Origin of the sequence: Tolypothrix campylonemoides VB511288_2, from assembly GCF_045999855.1 — a bacterium.
GTDB classification, from domain to species: domain Bacteria; phylum Cyanobacteriota; class Cyanobacteriia; order Cyanobacteriales; family Nostocaceae; genus Scytonema; species Scytonema bouteillei_A.
In genome coordinates, this window is sequence record NZ_JBFPMW010000003.1 from 465,476 (window position 1) to 480,773 (window position 15,298).

15 protein-coding genes are annotated in these 15,298 nt (G+C 41.7%); 7 read left to right on the plus strand and 8 right to left on the minus strand.

All coding sequences use genetic code 11. From position 1 onward, the window contains the following. Window positions 1-809: 809 nt before the first annotated feature. Both AB0756_RS10825 and AB0756_RS10830 read left to right on the plus strand, forming a co-directional pair. Window positions 810-3,176, plus strand: coding sequence for an alpha/beta hydrolase family protein (locus AB0756_RS10825; RefSeq protein WP_038075319.1), 2,367 nt, complete (start codon window positions 810-812; stop codon window positions 3,174-3,176). Then, on the plus strand, window positions 3,173-3,955 hold the full coding sequence (locus AB0756_RS10830; protein ID WP_038075322.1) for a nucleoside phosphorylase: 783 nt from the start codon (window positions 3,173-3,175) through the stop codon (window positions 3,953-3,955). The genes AB0756_RS10825 and AB0756_RS10830 overlap by 4 nt, the downstream gene beginning before the upstream one ends. A gap of 17 nt (window positions 3,956-3,972) precedes the next feature. Here the strand turns inward: AB0756_RS10830 and AB0756_RS10835 are convergent, their stop codons facing one another. Beyond that, entirely contained in the window at window positions 3,973-4,761 is a 789-nt protein-coding gene (locus tag AB0756_RS10835; protein ID WP_038075325.1) for an MBL fold metallo-hydrolase, read from the minus strand. A gap of 119 nt (window positions 4,762-4,880) precedes the next feature. On the opposite strand from AB0756_RS10835, the gene sugE reads away from it, so the two are divergent. Further along, window positions 4,881-5,237 (plus strand): quaternary ammonium compound efflux SMR transporter SugE, encoded by a 357-nt coding sequence (sugE, locus tag AB0756_RS10840; RefSeq protein WP_272899689.1) that lies wholly within the window; start codon window positions 4,881-4,883, stop codon window positions 5,235-5,237. Window positions 5,238-5,292: 55 nt separating this feature from the next. Here the strand turns inward: sugE and AB0756_RS10845 are convergent, their stop codons facing one another. From AB0756_RS10845 to AB0756_RS10860, 4 genes are all read right to left on the minus strand, one after another. Beyond that, window positions 5,293-5,973: an acyltransferase gene (locus AB0756_RS10845; RefSeq protein ID WP_050046082.1), complete on the minus strand. Its 681-nt coding sequence runs from the start codon at window positions 5,971-5,973 to the stop codon at window positions 5,293-5,295. 288 nt (window positions 5,974-6,261) lie between these two features. Continuing rightward, entirely contained in the window at window positions 6,262-6,555 is a 294-nt protein-coding gene (rpmA, locus tag AB0756_RS10850; RefSeq protein ID WP_038075330.1) for a 50S ribosomal protein L27, read from the minus strand. Between the two features lie 122 nt (window positions 6,556-6,677). Further along, on the minus strand, window positions 6,678-7,112 hold the full coding sequence (gene rplU, locus AB0756_RS10855) for a 50S ribosomal protein L21 (RefSeq protein ID WP_038075333.1): 435 nt from the start codon (window positions 7,110-7,112) through the stop codon (window positions 6,678-6,680). A 150-nt stretch (window positions 7,113-7,262) separates the two neighbouring features. After that, the gene (locus AB0756_RS10860) at window positions 7,263-7,463 is read right to left on the minus strand and encodes a hypothetical protein (protein ID WP_137986399.1); all 201 of its coding nucleotides are present in this window, start codon (window positions 7,461-7,463) and stop codon (window positions 7,263-7,265) included. A gap of 393 nt (window positions 7,464-7,856) precedes the next feature. Here AB0756_RS10860 and AB0756_RS10865 point away from each other — a divergent pair, with 393 nt between their 5' ends. After that, window positions 7,857-8,387: a universal stress protein gene (locus AB0756_RS10865; RefSeq protein WP_038075357.1), complete on the plus strand. Its 531-nt coding sequence runs from the start codon at window positions 7,857-7,859 to the stop codon at window positions 8,385-8,387. Between the two features lie 128 nt (window positions 8,388-8,515). On the opposite strand, the gene AB0756_RS10870 is transcribed toward AB0756_RS10865, so the two are convergent. The 3 genes from AB0756_RS10870 to AB0756_RS10880 are packed head-to-tail and all read right to left on the minus strand — an operon-like array spanning window position 8,516 to window position 11,053. Next, a complete protein-coding gene (locus AB0756_RS10870; RefSeq protein WP_038075336.1) occupies window positions 8,516-8,830 on the minus strand; it encodes a hypothetical protein in 315 nt (104 codons plus the stop codon). A gap of 52 nt (window positions 8,831-8,882) precedes the next feature. Continuing rightward, a complete protein-coding gene (locus tag AB0756_RS10875; RefSeq protein ID WP_038075339.1) occupies window positions 8,883-10,463 on the minus strand; it encodes an efflux RND transporter periplasmic adaptor subunit in 1,581 nt (526 codons plus the stop codon). Window positions 10,464-10,480: 17 nt separating this feature from the next. Next, window positions 10,481-11,053 carry a hypothetical protein gene (locus AB0756_RS10880; RefSeq protein ID WP_038075341.1) on the minus strand — a complete coding sequence of 191 codons (573 nt, stop codon included), beginning with the start codon at window positions 11,051-11,053 and terminating at the stop codon, window positions 10,481-10,483. Between the two features lie 415 nt (window positions 11,054-11,468). Between AB0756_RS10880 and AB0756_RS10885 the strand changes: the two genes are divergently transcribed. The 3 genes from AB0756_RS10885 (at window position 11,469) to AB0756_RS10895 (ending at window position 15,290) form a co-directional block, all read left to right on the plus strand. Further along, entirely contained in the window at window positions 11,469-12,146 is a 678-nt protein-coding gene (locus tag AB0756_RS10885; protein ID WP_038075344.1) for a response regulator transcription factor, read from the plus strand. A 2-nt stretch (window positions 12,147-12,148) separates the two neighbouring features. After that, complete coding sequence (locus AB0756_RS10890) at window positions 12,149-13,657, plus strand: ATP-binding protein (protein ID WP_237265814.1); 1,509 nt, start codon at window positions 12,149-12,151, stop codon at window positions 13,655-13,657. Window positions 13,658-14,615: 958 nt separating this feature from the next. Beyond that, on the plus strand, window positions 14,616-15,290 hold the full coding sequence (locus tag AB0756_RS10895; RefSeq protein ID WP_038084410.1) for a LabA-like NYN domain-containing protein: 675 nt from the start codon (window positions 14,616-14,618) through the stop codon (window positions 15,288-15,290). The last annotated feature ends 8 nt before the right edge of the window (window positions 15,291-15,298 follow it).

Consider the following 15,298-nt stretch of genomic DNA (forward strand, 5'->3'; position numbering starts at 1 on the left):
GAAGAAATCAGCGTTCCTTCAGGTCTAAAGAGTGTTCTTTGACCTTCAGGTTTGAAATGACAAATACTGACTCATCCAATCATAAATATTATTTGTAAAACTCTTAATTTCACAAAAAACATAATGATTGAAAATATTTAATTCTTTTGAAGAAGAGGTTTCCTGAGTGTTCAAAACTGGCAAAATGAAAATATTTTTTATAAAAGACATTGATAAATTTAGCTATGACTTGAGTGCGAAAAAGTAACATCTTTGTCATCATCGAGAACACAGTTTAAAATTCTTTGATTAAAACAATAAGTTTCACTGACATCGCCACCAAATGCTTAAAGGAAATTCTAAAAACTTTAGCATTTAGCTAAAAATAAACCGCAACTAAAAAATTTGTAGGAATACGACCCTATCATAGACTTATAACATATTTTTTGAAGAATTATCAAAAAAAAATTTTATATATCAAAGATATTTTTAAACTTTTCTTAAAGATTCAGTCCGTGTGGGAGTTACAATAATCACCTCTCCCTTGTCCCCCTTGTTTGGACCTCAAATAGGATTGTGATAGGGCTCCTATAGGGATCTATGATTTCTTCTAAAAATTTAAAAAAATTAATAAATTTACAGAACTTCTATTTTAACTAAAAAGAGCAACTCAATTTAATTGAAGATTGCTTGTCACCCAGAAGCTTAGTTTTATGGGTTTCTCGGGCTTACCTTTTTATGTTTGCGTGTTGAGAAAATCATCAATTAAATATAGAAAAGCCCGTAAAATGTTGTTACTTTGAAATTACAGGCAGCATTATTGACGTAAAATGGATAACCCCTCAAATACAGAGCAAATCTGGCAGTCTCCTCCAGAACCGATCGCCCAAATTCTGAATGCTCCATCTCCTCCCACAATCCTGCTCTCTCCCAACCGTCAGTGGATGGTAGAGTTAGAAAAACCATCTTTACAGGCGATCGCTCACTATGCAGAGCCAGAAATACCATTAGCAGGGTTGCTGTTAAATCCCAAAACTAACACACTTTCCCGCCTGTCATTCTACCAAAATTTAAAGATTAGGGCAGTCAGTGCAGGTGAGGGCGATCGAACAGTAGCCCTACCCAACAGTCCCCAGATTGGCTATGTTAAGTGGTCACCCAACAGTCAAAAACTAGCCTTTACCCTCACTCAAGACACGGGACTCGAACTTTGGGTTGTCGATGTCGATAGTCTCACCGCACAAAAATTAACCGAGCCAACACTGAATGCTGCTTATGGAGAACCATACCGTTGGCTGTCTGATGAAGCACTGATTTGCAAATTCATTCCGAGCCATCGAGGAGAACCACCAGCCAAACCAAACATTCCTTTAGGACCTATCATTCAAGAAAACTTTAGCGGTAAGAGTCCAAGTCGTACCTACACGAATCTTTTGAAAAACCCTCATGATGAAGCGTTATTTGAATACTACTTAACCGCAAATTTAGAAAAAGTGACTTTAGATGGTCACCGTACCCTACTAGTATCAGAAAGCCTGATTCATGAAGCTGTACCCTCCCCCAATAGCAAATATCTTCTACTGACTCAGCTGCACCGACCATTTTCGTATCAACTACCAGCCTCATTTTTTCCAAAAACTGTTCGGGTAATAGATAATACAGGCAACTTGATTTATGAAGTTGCTGATGTGCCATTGTTTATGCGCCGTACCACAAAATTTGATGAAGTGCGGACAGGAAGAAGGGAAATATCTTGGCGGAATGATACTGACGCGACATTGCACTGGGTAGAAGCTTTAGACGAAGGCAATCCTACTCATGATGTTGCCAAACGAGATACTTTATATGAATTAGTTGCACCTTTTACAGATGCGCCAAAACAACTTTGGCAATCTGAATATCGCTTTCACCATATTATTTGGGGCAAAGAAGATGTAGCCCTTGTGTGGGAAAGATGGTACGATACGCGAAAAGAGCGAATTTGGCGCATTTATCCACAAACACCCGACTCACCCCCACAATTATTATTTGACCGCAGTTACGAAGATAAGTACACCGATCCGGGATCGCCAATGACAACCTTGAGGTTTCAGAGATACCGAGTTTTACGCTTTGCACCACAAAGCAATACTATTTATCTCAGCGGTCGTGGAGCATCTCCTAATGGTGTTCACCCATTTTTGGATAGTCTGGATTTAGAAACTGGGCACACACAACGCCTGTGGCAATGTCAAGACCCTTATTTTGAAGATATCTCCTATGTGCTAGATGATGAAGCGCACACTTTAATCTCTCACCGCCAATCCAAAACTGAGCCACCCAATTATTTTTTGTTTAATCGGGCTCATGACCAAATTCCTCAAGCGCTCACTCATTACCAAGACCCCGCACCTCAGTTAGCAGGATTGCAAAGTGAGTTAGTCAAATATCAACGTGCAGATGGCGTGCAACTCTCAGCAAAACTCTACTTACCTCCCGGTTATGATGCCACTCGTGATGGTACTCTGCCAATTTTATTTTGGGTGTATCCACAAGAATTTAAAGACAAAGAATTTGCAGGGCAAATTAATAGTTCTGAAAATACCTTCAGCCGTCCAAGTTATGCGTCTGTTTTATTTTTGCTAACTCAAGGTTATGCAGTTCTCTCAGGTCCAACAATGCCAATTATTGGTGAAGATAATGCAGAACCAAATGATTCTTACGTGGAACAATTGATTGCAGGGGCAAAAGCAGCTATTGATTGTGTCGTTGAGCGAGGTGTTGCCGATCCCGATCGTATTGGTATTAGCGGTCATTCTTATGGTGCGTTTACTACGGTAAATTTATTAGCACATACAGATTTATTTTGTATGGGTATCGCTAGGAGTGGAGCATATAATCGAACCCTGACTCCTTTTGGCTTTCAACAAGAGCAGCGCCATTTTTGGGAAGCAACAGAAACTTACATTAATATGTCTCCCTTTACTCATGCGGCTAAAATCACAGCCCCACTTTTACTTATTCATGGAGAAAAAGATAGCAATCCCGGTACTTATCCTCTCCAAACAGAAAGATTGTATGAAGCATTAAAAGGATTGGGAGCAACTGTTCGCAGTGTCATATTACCATTAGAAGACCACGGCTATTACTCTCGTGAAGCAGTCGGTCATGTACTTTGGGAAATGGTGAACTGGTGTGATAAGTATTTGAAATCATGAACGCCAAGTTGTATCACATTGGGTTTGGACGAGATGATTTTGGGGAGACTCCACCAAGCATCGCTCTTTTGTCTGGCGATCCGGAACGGGCAAAGTTAATTGCCCATTCCTACTTGCATTCGGTGCGTCTTTTGTCGGAAAATCGCGGACTGAATAGTTATGCGGGTCTTTTACCCAACGGGCGATCGCTTTTATGTGCAACCAGCGGTATGGGTGCATCATCTACGAGTATTGTTGTTCATGAGTTAGTACAAGTTGGTATTCGGCTTATCATACGGGTTGGCAGTTGTGGTTCCATACGAGAACACGTCGCCGTTGGTAGCACGGTGATTACCAGTGCTGCTTTATGCCGTCAAGGAGCAGCCAATGACATTGCACCTATAGAATATCCTGCTGCCGCAGATCCTTTTGTGACAGTAGCCCTAGCTCATGCAGCCAACACTCTTAATGTTAAGTATCATGTCGGCATTACGGCATCAGTTGATACTTTTTATGAGGGACAAGAGCGAACGCAGTCAGTTCAACGACCTCTGTTGCGGTACTTACGTGGAATTACGGAAGAGTATCGCTCTTTAAATATACTGAACTATGAAATGGAGAGCGGTACTTTATTAAAGATGGCAAGTGTTTACGGTTTTCGAGCAGGTTGCGTTTGCGGTGTTGTCGCCCAGCGCACTGTGAAGGAAGACATTGTGTTAGCAGAAAAAAATACCGCTATTGACAATGCCATTCAGATCGCTATCAAAGCAGCAGAACAATGGGAAGAACCTTATCAGTAACGGGACTAACCGATGACTCACCGCCGATTGCCGATCGCAGCCCGTTGTTGTAATTGCACTTCAAAGCGATCGCCAGGGGTTGGTTCAATCACCTGTACTGAAAGATGATTGTCTGCAAGCAACGCCCGAAACTCCGCAATACTACCAGTTATTTGAAGCAAAGAGTTTAGCAATCCTTCAAAAACCACATCACCACCAGCCGCTGTATGAATCATCACTTGTGGCTGCAACCATTGAGCGACTTCTAAAGCGTATTTTCTGCCCCTAATAATCGATCCCACTAAAGGTAAACCCAAGTCAAACTGTGGTGCAATCACAACATCTATGGGAGCAGCTTGCTTGAGTGAGGGAGAATGATACCCGTGAGGTTCGTAATACAAACTGAAGCCAGTTTCCAACTCTTTTAGAATGTAACCGTTCTCAACCAAAGTTGGACCGATTGAAGAACCGGGAGTTGCTGTAATAGCGACACTCCGATCCAAATCAAATGTCTCGCCATGAGCGAGTGCTGTGACCCGGTTGTAATTTAACTGCGTGACTACTTTGGCTGCATTGGGAGACGCCACAACGGGAATGTTGCGATCGAGTTGCTTGAGTGTCGGTGTGTGAGCATGGTCTTCCAAACCTTGAGACAGCAAAATCAAGTCAATTTTTTCTGGTATGGTACGTTCTTGAGTCCGAAAACCTTTAAAAAACCAATCCAAATTGCCAAAAGTTAGGGAACCAACGAGCCAAGGATCGATAAGTATTTGTTTTCCGCCAATCTCAACTAACCACGAATTACTGTCTAACCAAGTTAAGTACATAAAGTTTTGTAAAGAAAACACCTAACTTTAATTATCCAGTCAGTTGAAGATTTTTGCTGAGTCCGACCTCAGTTCGATTAATCTACGTTGCTTTAAAAGTTAAAATAACAATCTAAAAGATGACAAGATATTACGACGCTCTGGGGAGCATATTCATGGAATGGGTGTATCTTTTTATTGCCGGGTTGCTAGAAGTTGGATGGGCTATTGGGCTGAAATACACAGCAGGGTTTACTGAACCCCTTCCCAGTGTTGTCACTGTTGGTTGTATGATACTCAGTTTTGCTTTATTGTCGGTTGCACTCCGTACACTACCAGTCGGTACTGCTTATGCTGTTTGGACTGGTATAGGAGCTGTTGGCACAGTTTTGCTGGGTATAATTTTGTTTCAAGAACCCGTTGAATTTCGTCGTATGGCTTGCGTTGGCTTGATTATTGCAGGTGTATTAGGTCTCAGGCTGGTTGCATCCCATTAATTTAGCTATCAATTGTTAGCAAACAATAACAATTGATAGGCTAATGACTGCCGCTTTAAACAACACCCCCCTTACTAGCTCCAATCACTTTTGCAGGTACTCCAACTGCTACAGAGTAGGGAGGAATATTCTTGGTAACAACGGCTCCTGCACCAATGACACATCCCTTACCAATAGTGACTCCATCTAAAACTCTGACACCTGTACCCAGCCAGCAATTATCCTGAATTTCAATTCCTTCACGACTGACTCCATATGCCCTATGATTGTTGGCATAAAGGCTTGAATGCGATGCTATAAGGCATTCCTTGCCAATTTTGATATGACCGGGACCAGCCATACACACATAAGGTCCTAAGTAAGAATCGTCACCGATCTCAATCAAACAATCAGAACTTGATGCTTTAATATCAACACCGCGATCTAAACAAACTCTGTTGCCAATACGTAATAGGCAATTTGCGTGTTTAATTTCCAAACGTGTATGCCAAAGAATTTTTACCTCATCCCCAACTTCAATAGAATTAGCTCCAATTAACTCAACCCCTGTCTGAATATCAACGCCTCGACCCATTTTGGCAAATAGTAAACGATAAGTTATCCGACGTAGTAGATTGCCAAGCGGACGAGGAATCCCCCCTAAAAGATTAATGACAGTTAACTCTGTGACTCGCGGTATGCGTAAAGACGGTTGGACAGGTGCAACTAGATAAACCTTGTGTTCTTGTACTGACATAACTTGTGGGCTTGAGTGTTTTCTTGTCAAATTTTGCTAGAGAAGTATATGTGGTAACAGCGTCTACACTTAGCCTGCTTTGGGACTGAGTGATATATAAATCTTGAGTAATCTACTTCACCATTCCCTAATTTTCTTCTTCCGTAAGTAATGTTTATTCCGCTAACAATGTGATGAAAGCAAAAAAAAGCCCGCTTTTGCGGGCTTTTTTATATGTTTATATGGCTGTCATTTTAGCCGCCTAGTTTTTGTGAGATTGGCAAATATAGGCGAGATGACCATAAATCCTTATGAAGCGACAGCTGTTGCTGGTGCTTCAGTTGCAGCAGCTGGTGCGTACACACTCACTTTCTTGCGAGTTTTGCCTTTACGTTCAAAGGTAACTACACCATCAATGAGGGCATACAGAGTATCATCACTACCGATACCAACGTTGTTACCAGGATGAAATTTTGTGCCGCGCTGACGCACGAGAATATTTCCCGCCCGAACAGCTTGACCACCGTAACGCTTAACGCCCAGTCGTTGAGCATTAGAGTCACGACCGTTGCGCGTACTACCCGTTCCTTTCTTATGAGCCATGATTTCCTCTTGTGTCTCTTTCTCTTGTATTTATCTAATTGGGAGCTAAGTTGCCAACCACGGGCTGTAGCTTTTTACGCTTCAGTTGTTGCAGATGTTTTTCTAGCAACTCTATCCTCTAATTATTCTGCACTGGTTTCTGGCGCTTCTGAAGGTGGAACAGTTCCCGCATCGCTAGCTACTTCACTAACTGGAGCCTGAGATCCATCGGCTGCAGTTGCTTCTGTAGCCAACACTGAACCATTAAGACTGATAGAATCAATCATTAATCTGGTGATTTCCTGGCGGTGTCCCCGCTTTTTACGGGTTTTCTTTTTCGGCTTCATTTTATACACCAGGACTTTGCGACCTCTCAGATGTCGCAATACCGTTCCTTCTACCTTTGCTCCTGTCACAAGTGGCTGTCCAATGCTCAATTCTCCATTGTGCTGCACCAACAAAACCTTGTCTATCGTGACTTTTTCATCTGGTTGAGCAGAAAGCAATTCAATATCGTAAAAGCGTCCTGGCTCGACTTTTATTTGTTTGCCGCCAGTTTCAATAATTGCGTAGGTCATGGAATTGTCCTTGAAGTTGCCGTACAGGTAGCTGAGCTACAGGGTGTTGACAAGCTGCCCAGCTTTTATATCGTCTTCTACCTGATCCGAGCAGGAAGTTAGACAGACAATCCGTAATTGTAGCTTAATAAATTCTTTATTGCAATTAAATTAAGCTTTTGCAGTTACCAGCACCAATTTTTCAGCCTCTTGTTGATTTCTATACCCAAAAGATGGAGCAGATAAAGAGCAAGCTTTCCACTCTGATTTTACTGATACATTCAGCAATCCACACGTACCCCCACGCAACCCTTGTGGTGTGTAATAACGACAGTACCGACAAGATGAAACACAAGATTTTAAGGTTGTCATGATTAAAAATTAATTAAAATTTAAGAAACTTTTTAGTTGCTGATTGAAATACTCTCCATATAAGTATGGCGTTACGATCTTAAAATTAGGATAGAAATTCGATAATTTTCCGAAAAACTTTGTACTTCTAAATATTACTTAATTGAGAATTCTTACTTAAGTACAGACAAGATAGAGTTATGTAATAACACTGACATATTGAAAACCTTCCAAATTCCATCAATGACTTGAGAGACGCCATGCCTTGCGCCTCTACTTACCTCCTCACAAAATCCTCAACTTCTTTATTTAAAACTATAAATGCGGGACAAACGGAAAAAAGGACAAGAAAGAAGTACTCATAATGAATCCCCAATTCCCATTGCCCCTTATCCCTTATCCCTAAATAGCTCTATGTTCCACAAAATTTTAGTTGCAATTGATACATCTGAAATTGGACAACATGTTTTTGATGAAGCAGTGACTTTGACAAAAGCAGTGAATGGAAATCTTATGTTACTGCACGTTCTCTCTCCCTTTGATGGAACGGGATATCTCAACCCTGTATTGCTGCAACCTAGTAGTGTTTACCCAACACTACATACAGAAGCTGTCAATAAATACATGCAGCAGTGGGAAGATCTCAAGCAAGAGAGGCTAAATATGCTGTTTTCATTTGCTCAAAAAGCCAACAAAATAGGTGTTCGAGCAGAAATTTCTCAGAATTTAGGCGATCCCGGTCGCACAATTTGTGAAGTCGCACGCAGCTGGGACGCTGACTTAATTTTAGTAGGTCGGCGCGGTCGTAGGGGGTTAAGCGAGCTGTTCCTTGGTAGTGTCAGTAATTATGTATTGCACAACGCTTCTTGCTCTGTTCTTATAGTTCAAGGACCCGTTCACAATACGACAGAAGAAACTGAAGTGTGCAACACAGTTTCTTCTTAAGTGCAAGAACAAGGCAATGGGTATTAAGAATGAGACAAACTCGGATAATTTCTATTCTCGTTCCTTACTACAAAATCCCCAACTTCTTAAAAAAAGTCAGGGATTTCGAGCGATGATGTGGTAGATAACTAGTCTCGTTGGGCACTACGTATGCTACGAGCAAGTTGCTGTTCCATTCTTTCTAGTTGTTGTCTTTCTTGACGAGTGAGTCTCCCATCTCGGAGAAAGCGTCTTTTTGTAGCTTCAAGAGCTACTCGTTGACGCTGAATATCTCTTTGTTCTGAACGATTTATTGCGGTATATCTTACATTTTCAACTCTAATATTGCGATTATATTGTTGCGGATAAGAATCTCTGCGATTGTAAATCTCTCCAGCAGAGGCTATGGTGGGAAAGACAATTGTAGCAATGCATAGAGCTGCAAAAGTCAACTGTTTCTTCATCTGTTAATCCTCTTTTTGTATTTATTTCCATCAAGAAAACCAGTTTTGAGAATTAGCGAAAACCGCCCCTACGACCACCTCCCATTCCTCCGCCAAAACCCAATCCAGGTAAAACTGAGGGATTTCCTGTCTGAGATCTGCGTGGAGTACTAATCACAACTTTCTCATCACCCTGCAATCCCGAACGAACTTCAGTTTTGTTATTGACAGTCACACCCGGATCGATGGGTGTGAACCTGGGTCTGCCATTCTCCCTCAAAACCAGCACGCCCGTTCCATTGTCTTGGCGCACGAGCGCAACTGTTGGTATTACGAGTGCGTTATTTAATTTACCAACGTTGAACTCCACATCAACATTCATTCCCGGAAGAAGTTTTTGAGAGTTCTGAAGGATATCCGCTCTCACTTCTATGCTGGTGACGTTTGATGTTACAGTTGCTAAAGCAGCAGTTTGAGCAACTTTTCCTTTAAAAGTTTGTCCTTTGAAGGCATCAGCTTTAATGGTGACAGACTGTCCTACACGAATCTTGGCGATATCAGTTTCAGCTACATTTGCTACAACTTGATAGGTAGATGCAAGTGATAAAATTGAGGAAGAAGTGGCTGAAGAAACATCACTTCCCGAAGTTGTTGGAGTCACAAAGTCGCCCGGATCGGCATACTTTTTAGTCACAATTCCGCTAAAGGGAGCACGAACGATCGTGTCTTCTATTTGTGTTTGAACATCTCGAAGTGTACCCTGTGCTTGAACCACTTGAGCGCGAGCTTGCTCGATATCTTCTTGGCGACTTCCTGCTTGAGAAAGAGCTAGAGCTTGTTGTGCCTCTTCAACTTGAGCACGCGCTTGATCGACTTCCTCTGCCTGATATCCATTGTTTTGCTTGGCAAAGTCTTGTTTTGCCACAGCTAAACTTGCTTTGGTTTGCTCTAGATTATCTTTTGCATTGCGCTCTTCTGCCACAGCTTCATCATAAGTGTCGCGAGAGACAGCACCCTCTTGAAAAGGGCTTTGCAACCGCTTTACCCGTGCTTGTGCCAAATCGAGTCGGGACTGGGCTTGCGCTATCAGCGCTTCATTTTTCCTAACTTCCGCTTGGGCTTTGGCAATGTCTTCCGGACGATTACCTGCTTCTAAACGTTTTAAGTTCGCTTGTGCTTCGCGCAAGCGTGCTCGTGCTTGGGCAATTTCTTGGGGGCGATTGCCTGCCATGACTTTTTTAAGGTTTGCTTGAGCAGAAGTCAGTTGCCCCTTAGCTTGCAGTAGCTGTCCTTGGAAGTTGGAGTCATCCATGTATGCTAAAATTTGCCCTTCTTTAACAAAATCCCCCTCTTCTACCAGTAATTTCTTGAGTCGCCCCGAACTTTTAGGGCTAACATTAGTTGATTGTTTGGGTTGAATAGTACCGTTAGCGGCGATCGCGATGGGTAAACTGGCTCTCTCGACAGAAACGGTTTGTAATTTGCGTCGCGCTTCTTGGCGTTGAACCGCAACCAATTGATTGTAAGCAAGGTAGGTTCCTCCCCCTAAAGTCGTTAAAATGAGTAAACCAATTAGCCATTTTGTTAACCATTGGTTTACAGGAGCTTTTTTAAAAGGCGTGGAGGTTCCAGGCTGGATTGAATCAAATGCCATATGAGTTTCTCTTGTCCCTACTGTTGAGAGGGAGGACGTGGCGGAATCCCTAATGCATTGGTTAATTCTTCCTCAGTCACGCCCAACTTTGCAGCACCCCCTTTGATATCAACGCGCGGGCGACGGGGTCGATCTTGGTTTGATGAATCTGTGGCATTGGTGGGAACTCCTACAGCTTCCTTCAACTTTTCTTCTGTTACTCCCAATTTCTTGGCTGCTGCTGCAAAATTTGGACGCGGTGGTAGCCCCAATGCGTTAACCAACTGTTCTTCCGTGACACCCAACTTTGCAGCAGCGCCCCTAATATCCAACCGAGGACGGCGCGGACGCCCATTTTCGTTCGTCTCAGTATCGGTAGATGGCACACCTAAAGCTTCTTTTAACTTTGCTTCAGTGACTCCTAACTTTTGAGCAGCTTCAGCAAAATTTAGGCGTCGTCGTCCTCTCCACCCTCGTTGTTCGCCCGGTTGAGATGAATCCTGTGCTATGCGATCCGAATTATTTGCTGTCGAACTGCCAGCACCTGCCAAACTGCAAGCACTAATCAAAATAGGAACAGCCGCTATAACTAACAAGCGATGAATTTTCATAAAAGTTAATTTTTCAAGAAATGTAAAGTTAACAAATTCAGGGATTTAAGGTTGGTGATTAATGCCTCGCATTCAATCCCCAGTCCTCAAGTCGATCGTTTCTGCTGTATGGGAGTACACAATCGTTTCTTAGAATGTAAGAGGAAGACAATTGGCGTTGCTAGGTAATCGGGGAAGAGAAAGATTTCCCTTACCCCGTTGCTCGTATCCCTACTGGATGTGGTGATATTTGTATTGAGCCAGCCTTAAATGACAGCTTCCCGCACATCTAAATTACAGTTTTGTAATTTCAATAGGTAATAAAAGTGTGCTAGAAGGTTAGATCGATCCGAAAAAAGTTGACAGCTATTTAGGTAAGAATCAGAGAAAATAAGAATTTCTTAATGTAATATTTAAAATCTAAAATTTAAATTATATGAACGTCCTGTTTGTTGAAGATGAGTCAAAAATTGCCAATTTTGTTCAAGCTGGGTTGAAAGAACAGGGATTTGTTGTAGATTACTGTGATAATGGTGATGAGGGATATATTCGCGCCATGGAGAATCAGTACGATGCCCTCATACTGGATATTATGGTACCGGGTAAGGATGGGCTTTCTATCCTTAAACATTTGCGTCGCGCAGGGCGGAATGTACCAGTCATTTTACTGACAGCTCGTAATGAACTAGATGACCGACTTGAAGGGCTTAACCTTGGAGCCGATGACTACATTGCCAAACCCTTTTTTGTGGAAGAGTTGGTTGCTCGCATTCATGCTGTGATCCGTCGAAGTACTGGCGATCGCCAAAACCTACTTTGCGTCGGTTCAATTAAATTGGATCGCATTACGCGAGAAGTCACCTGCAATCAGCAGGTTGTGGAACTCACGACTCGCGAGTTCAACCTTTTGGAATACTTGATGCGTTCTCCCGGAAGAGTTCTTACTCGCACGCAAATTTTAGAACATGTTTGGGGATATGATTTTAACCCCAATACAAATGTAGTTGATGTATGTATTCAAAGAATCCGCAAAAAAATAGACTTGATTGGCGGCTCGGATGGGATTGAAAGTGTGCGGGGAGTTGGGTATCGTTTTTGTAAGCCAGAGTCTTGATCGTGCAACTTCGTTCGTTTCGTCTCCGAATTGCTCTATTATCTGCCGCCCTTGCTGGCAGTACCCTCATTGGATTTGGGGTAACTGCTTGGTGGCAAATTTCTGATGCCAAACGCAGCCGCCTTGATGCACAATTAGAAAATCGCCTATTTCTAGTAGCTAGCCCGCGATTTTACCATCGGTGGCAGTCTTATGAAAGTTTTATACAACGCGAATTGAAAACTGATGCAGAAACGCCTGTTGCACTTTTAGTAATGGACAGAAATGGTTCCATCCTTTACCAATCTCATTCCTGGTCGGTTGGATTGAAAACCAACAACTTGTGGTCTCCTCGTCCCCATTTTTTTCGCGTACCTCCACCGCCAGATAGGGAAAATCCTCTATCTCCACAAAGAGAACAACAACCTCCACCAGAAGAATCGCGATCGCCAAAGGCGGGCGCTTTCCCGCCACGGCGTTATCGTCGTTCTTTAGGTGAACCACCTCCCCCTCCACGATTTGTCACCCAACAAACAACAGAGGGAACCTGGCGTATTGGTGCAGTCACTTTTCCGCATACCTTAGTTGCGATCGCAGTCAGCTTAAACGCTGTCGATCGAGAAATGGTTGCGATCCGCAACATCTTCCTCGTGTCAATACCTGGTGCGCTTCTTTTAGTCGCCGGAGGTGCATGGTTGATATCTGGTAGTACCTTGCATTCCATTCGGAGACTCAATAAAGCCATTGAGCAGGTAACTGTCAAAGGGCTGGATCAAAGGGTTCCTCTTGGTACAACTGATGTTGAATTTGTCAAGTTGATTGAAGTGTTTAACCAGATGTTGGAACGCCTCGAACGCAGTTTTAAACAAGCGTCTCGTTTTAGTGCGGACGCTGCTCACGAATTGAAAACCCCACTCGCTATCTTGCAAGGCGAGTTAGAACAAACTTTGCAACAAGCAGAACCTGGTTCTCAAATCCAACAAAATTTGAGTAATTTGTTAGACGAGGTACAGCGTTTTAGCGGGATCGTGCGTAAACTGTTACTGCTGTCTCTAGCTGATACCGGGCAAATGAGTTTGCATCAAGTAGAGGTAGATATATCTCAACTCTTAATTGAAATGACGGAAGATATAGAATTGCTTGCACCGCACTTACACGTTCAAACATCATTTCCCCCTGAATTGCGTGCTTGGGGCGATCGCGATTTACTCACTCAAAGTTTACAAAACCTCCTCAGTAACGCTATCAAATACAATCTTCCAGAAGGTTGGATAAAAATTCACGGTTACCAGCAAGCTGGAACTGTGTTTGTCACGATTAGCAATTCCTCTCAAAACATCCTACCTGGCGATCGCGAACGAATTTTTGACCGTTTCTATCGCGGCGATCCTGCCAGAACGCGTAAAGTTGATGGTGTAGGATTGGGGCTGAGTCTAGCGAGGGAAATTGCGAGATATCACGGTGGGGACTTAACTCTTGACCCAACACCAGTCGGTCAGACTGCTTTTACTTTGCGTTTGCCAACAAGATAAGCTTTACTAATAGTTCTTTTTGAATTTTAGTTGACATTGAAGAAAGGTTTGATACAATTTAGGCAACCTTTGCAATGAATGAGTATTTTTAACACTCGTTTGACGCACATTATTGATTAGAGTAGGTACTTTCCCTATCTTTTGTGGTCTGCTACTTTATTCTAAGGCATAATTTAAATGCCCCCTCAAGATACAGAATTTGCGGTTTCTACTCCATCAATTGCAAACCAATTGCAAGAAAAGGAGAAATGCTACACTCCGAAACTCTTTACATAAACCTCGTTTTATTAATAATTTTGAAGAAGTTGTTTAAAAGATTTAACTAAAAAATTAGGGAAATAAAAATTATGACATATAAAAAATGTGCTTGAGTTATTTGCTAACAATGAATTAAATACTTTATTTAGATACAGACAAATGTAGAAAAATTTCTAGTTAGTAAAAGCTTTACTAAGTAGTTTTTTCTAGTTGAAACCTTTCTACAAAAGACTATTGACAGTAGTCTGTCACTTACCGTAGAAAGACAGAGATGAGCAGTCAATCTTGTAAGCTTTTAATACAAAAACAAGTATATGTGTACTTTGCGATACCATAAAGTAGCCTCTAGAGTTTACTGAGGTCGAAAAATAAAAGGAAGGCGTAGTAACTCTATTAGCTTTTTTCCGACTTTCACTAGAAACAGCACAAATACCTTCTGACATTCAGAATAGCTGATTTCTTAAAATAAAATTAGAGCAAGAGGAATCGCCAATAAGATTGGGTAAACGGACAAGTGGCTTGAGTAGAAAGCAGCTATCTATATAAAGCCTAAAGGAAACCGAGGCAAATAAGAAAAAAGAGGTAAAATGTAGAAGAAGGATAAAATACTTTAAGTTTCATGTCCTACTTATTACTTTTACCTTGCACTCAAAATGAACATTTCTGAGAAATTTATCAAATTGGTAATTACGAGGTATAAATGAATATATCAGCTTTTAACAAAGAAAAAAATCAATACCGATTAATCAAAGAAAAAGACAAATCAAATTGGCAAAGTGATAATAAAGAGAACGATCTCAAATTTTCAGATATGACATTTGATAAATACATTTTTGGTAATTCCGATCGCGGTCGAGTTGCTATTTTTATAGATGGTTCCAACTTATTCCATGCAGGTTTACAACTTAACATTGAAATTGATTATGCAAAATTGCTTTGTTGTTTAACAGAGAATGCAAGGCTTTTGCGTGCTTTTTTCTACACTGGTATGGATCGCAATAACGAGAAACAACAGGGTTTTTTGCTGTGGATGCGACGAAATGGTTATCGTGTAGTCAGTAAAGATCTCATTTTACTTCCCGATGGTTCCAAAAAAGCTAATTTGGACGTAGAAATTGCTGTAGATATGCTAAATTTAGCTCCTTATTACGATACTGCGGTGTTAGTGAGTGGTGATGGAGATTTAGCATATGCTGTCAATGCTCTGACTTATCAGGGAATTCGAGTTGAAGTTGTTAGCATACGAGCAATGACAAGCGATAGTTTAATTGATGTTGCTGACTACTTTGTTGACATAGAGCATCTCAAACAATACATACAGAAAGACACCAATTCTTGCTATAGCTACCGCCCGTTATCAAATTCTAATTTTTGAGTTCCCGT

What these genes read in the sequence shown, in the direction of transcription:
- AB0756_RS10825 (WP_038075319.1), top strand. Translation starts at nt 810, where the DNA reads ATGGATAACCCCTCAAATACAGAGCAAATCTGGCAGTCTCCTCCAGAA.
- AB0756_RS10845 (WP_050046082.1), bottom strand. Translation starts at nt 5,973, where the DNA reads ATGTCAGTACAAGAACACAAGGTTTATCTAGTTGCACCTGTCCAACCG.
- AB0756_RS10865 (WP_038075357.1), top strand. Translation starts at nt 7,857, where the DNA reads ATGTTCCACAAAATTTTAGTTGCAATTGATACATCTGAAATTGGACAA.
- AB0756_RS10835 (WP_038075325.1), bottom strand. Translation starts at nt 4,761, where the DNA reads ATGTACTTAACTTGGTTAGACAGTAATTCGTGGTTAGTTGAGATTGGC.
- AB0756_RS10875 (WP_038075339.1), bottom strand. Translation starts at nt 10,463, where the DNA reads ATGGCATTTGATTCAATCCAGCCTGGAACCTCCACGCCTTTTAAAAAA.
- AB0756_RS10830 (WP_038075322.1), top strand. Translation starts at nt 3,173, where the DNA reads ATGAACGCCAAGTTGTATCACATTGGGTTTGGACGAGATGATTTTGGG.
- rpmA (WP_038075330.1), bottom strand. Translation starts at nt 6,555, where the DNA reads ATGGCTCATAAGAAAGGAACGGGTAGTACGCGCAACGGTCGTGACTCT.
- AB0756_RS10860 (WP_137986399.1), bottom strand. Translation starts at nt 7,463, where the DNA reads ATGACAACCTTAAAATCTTGTGTTTCATCTTGTCGGTACTGTCGTTAT.
- AB0756_RS10895 (WP_038084410.1), top strand. Translation starts at nt 14,616, where the DNA reads ATGAATATATCAGCTTTTAACAAAGAAAAAAATCAATACCGATTAATC.
- AB0756_RS10885 (WP_038075344.1), top strand. Translation starts at nt 11,469, where the DNA reads ATGAACGTCCTGTTTGTTGAAGATGAGTCAAAAATTGCCAATTTTGTT.
- rplU (WP_038075333.1), bottom strand. Translation starts at nt 7,112, where the DNA reads ATGACCTACGCAATTATTGAAACTGGCGGCAAACAAATAAAAGTCGAG.
- sugE (WP_272899689.1), top strand. Translation starts at nt 4,881, where the DNA reads ATGACAAGATATTACGACGCTCTGGGGAGCATATTCATGGAATGGGTG.
- AB0756_RS10880 (WP_038075341.1), bottom strand. Translation starts at nt 11,053, where the DNA reads ATGAAAATTCATCGCTTGTTAGTTATAGCGGCTGTTCCTATTTTGATT.
- AB0756_RS10870 (WP_038075336.1), bottom strand. Translation starts at nt 8,830, where the DNA reads ATGAAGAAACAGTTGACTTTTGCAGCTCTATGCATTGCTACAATTGTC.